Origin of the sequence: Trebonia sp., from assembly GCF_049794275.1 — a bacterium.
Lineage (GTDB): Bacteria > Actinomycetota > Actinomycetes > Streptosporangiales > Streptosporangiaceae > Trebonia.
Genome location: NZ_JBARCR010001062.1, coordinates 1 through 2532 on the forward strand (window position 1 = coordinate 1; position 2532 = coordinate 2532).

2 protein-coding genes and 1 pseudogene are annotated in these 2532 nt (G+C 70.6%); all 3 read left to right on the top strand.

Features of this window, described 5'->3' with window-relative positions; genetic code table 11:
- Nucleotides 1–586: pseudogene (locus WA805_RS26575) on the top strand (hypothetical protein); the annotation flags it as partial.
- Nucleotides 587–653: 67 nt separating this feature from the next.
- A complete protein-coding gene (locus tag WA805_RS26580) occupies nt 654–1445 on the top strand; it encodes a DNA-formamidopyrimidine glycosylase family protein (protein WP_422277023.1) in 792 nt (263 codons plus the stop codon).
- 102 nt (nt 1446–1547) lie between these two features.
- The gene (locus tag WA805_RS26585; protein WP_422324147.1) at nt 1548–2372 is read left to right on the top strand and encodes a DUF6424 family protein; all 825 of its coding nucleotides are present in this window, start codon (nt 1548–1550) and stop codon (nt 2370–2372) included.
- The last annotated feature ends 160 nt before the right edge of the window (nt 2373–2532 follow it).

The following is a 2532-nucleotide window of genomic DNA, read 5'->3' on the forward strand; positions in this document are numbered from 1 at the left end:
CGACTGGGGCGAGCGCACCGAGCGCATCGACCGGGTGACCGCCACCGGTTATCCCGAGCCCCGGCACGGCGCCAGGCCTCAGGACCCCCGCGGCCAGGACAGCCGCGGCGCCCTCGAGAGCCAGGGCGTGTGGCGCCAGGACGCCGCCAATCACGACGCGAGGAACCAGGGCCGCCCCCGCAGGGGCGCCGATGACGATCCGCTGACCAGCAAGGCGTGGTCGCGGTCGGCCCTCACCGACACCGACGGCCGCTCCTACCGGGTCGCGGCGCGACGGGGGCAGGTCCCCGACGACCGGCGGGACGCGGCGCTGAACGAGCAGACCCAGACGTTCAGCATGCCGCAGTACCCTGCCGACCCGCAGGCGGGCACGGCCCGCAACCCCGGCCACGGCGCTCAGCACTCCGGCCAGCACCCGTACGACCGCGGGACCGGCCCGTCCCACCCGTACCCGAGCCAGCCCTACCCGTCCAGGCCGGCCACTGACCAGGACGACAGGTACCGGACCCCGCGCCCGGCAGGCCAGGGCAACAACGGCTACGGCACGGGCGGGTACGGCACCGGCGGCTACCCAGGCCGCCGCTAGCCCGCCGACCACTCACCCGGCGGCCGCCCTGTGCGGCGCACTCCCCGGCGGCGGGCATCCTTGAGGGGTGCCCGAAGGTGATGTCGTCTGGAACACCGCACGGCGCCTGCACGAGGCGCTGGCGGGGCGGGTGCTGACCCGCAGCGACTTCCGCGTGCCCAGGTACGCGACCGCCAACCTCACCGGTCACCCGGTGACGGAGGCCGTCTCCCAGGGCAAGCACCTGCTCATCCGCGTCGGGAACGGCCTGACGGTGCATACCCACCTCAAGATGGACGGCTCGTGGCGGATCCGCCCCGCGGCCGCGGGCCCGCCGCGGAAGAACGCGCACCAGGTGCGGGTCGTGCTGGCCAACGCGGAATGGCAGGCCGTCGGCTACCTGCTCGGCGTCACCGAGATCCTGCCGACCGCGCGGGAATACCAGGTGACCGGGCATCTCGGCCCCGACCTGCTCGGCCCGGGCTGGGACGAGGCGCAGGCCGCCGAGGCGGTCCGCCGCCTCACCGCGGACGCCGGCCGCCCGATCGGCGAGGCGCTGCTCGACCAGCGCAACGTCGCCGGTTTCGGGACTGTCTACATGGCAGAAACGCTGTTCTTGCGCGGGGTCGATCCGTCGCGGCCGGCAGGCGACATCGAGGACGTGACCGCCCTGGTGGAACTCGGGCACAGGCTGCTTGACGCCAACAAGGAGCGGCTGGGGCACGTGACGACCGGGGACGCCAGGCCCGGGCGGGAAAGCTGGGTGTACGGGCGCGCAGGCCGCCCGTGCCGGCGCTGCGGAACCCTGGTCAGGCGGGCCGAGCAGGGCACACCGGGACAAGAACGGCTCAGGTTCTGGTGCCCGAGCTGCCAGCGGTAGCGCCGCTCTCACCGAGCAGCGCATGTTCGACTGGCTCGACAAGCATATTTACGCTTAACTTTTCTCAATTACGGTTACCGGACGGCCGATACGGGGGGACAAATGACTAGCACGCATCCAGAGAAAGAAGACTGCCCATGGGTGATCGCTGTGGTGGATCATCCGCAGCGCACCGACAGTCCCGCTTACACGCGAAGTCGCGCCTTGATGCAGAGCCTGGTCGCTACTACCAAGGACTGGGTGCTGAGCAGCGACCAGTATCAAGACCACCACGGGGGGTCGGTCTGGGTAAAAGACGCGGCGGGCTGGCTCTGCCTCCAGCTGCCGCTTGGCATCGAATGGTCGGCTCAGTTCTGCGCCGATCCCGCCAAGGTGGACCTGCTGCGGCAGTACGCCGGGCGGGTGGTGGCTGCCTTTCCGCAGACCTTGCCGGGTTATGAGTCCTTCGGATACCACGACGGGCAGAGCCTGCTGAGCACCCCGATTACCGATGCCAATGGCATCGCCGCGTGGACCGATTCCATCTTCAACGCGTCTTACCCGCTGCCCGCTGCCTCGCATACCGGCATGCTTCCCCAGGCGGCCGGATATCACCATTACCCAAAACCTATTGTCGACATCGATCATTTCCGCTTCGGCGACTTCAAGCTTTTCGTCACTGACAGCGCGGGCCTGCCGGCGGTGGTTGTCCCGGTAAGCCCGAGAGGCAGCGGCGACGGTCGGGTTCGCCTGCTGGCGGCGCACGTCGACTCCGCGTATTTCCGCAAGCTGGCAAGTCCGCCTGCGCCCGCCCCCGGCCCGTCCGGCGAAGCAGCGCACGCGGAGAGCGTCGCCGCGCCGCCCGCCGGTCAACCGGGCGACGGCGACCAGCCGGACGTACTCCCCGCTGACGACCCGCTGGCTCAGCAGGCCTTCGCCGCGCAGTAGAGCGGAGCCCCGTAGCTTCATTACTTTCTGGTGCCGATCCTGCCGGCCGATCCGGCAAACGGTAGCCTCACCTGCATGCGCGATGAGACGATCGCAAGTTTCCTCACCCGGCTCGCGGCCCGCACCGCGGCGCCGGGCGGCGGCGCGACCGGCGCGCTGC

Bases quoted from the DNA above. Each gene is read 5' to 3' on its own strand.
- WA805_RS26585 (WP_422324147.1), top strand. From the start codon at position 1,548: ATGACTAGCACGCATCCAGAGAAAGAAGACTGCCCATGGGTGATCGCT.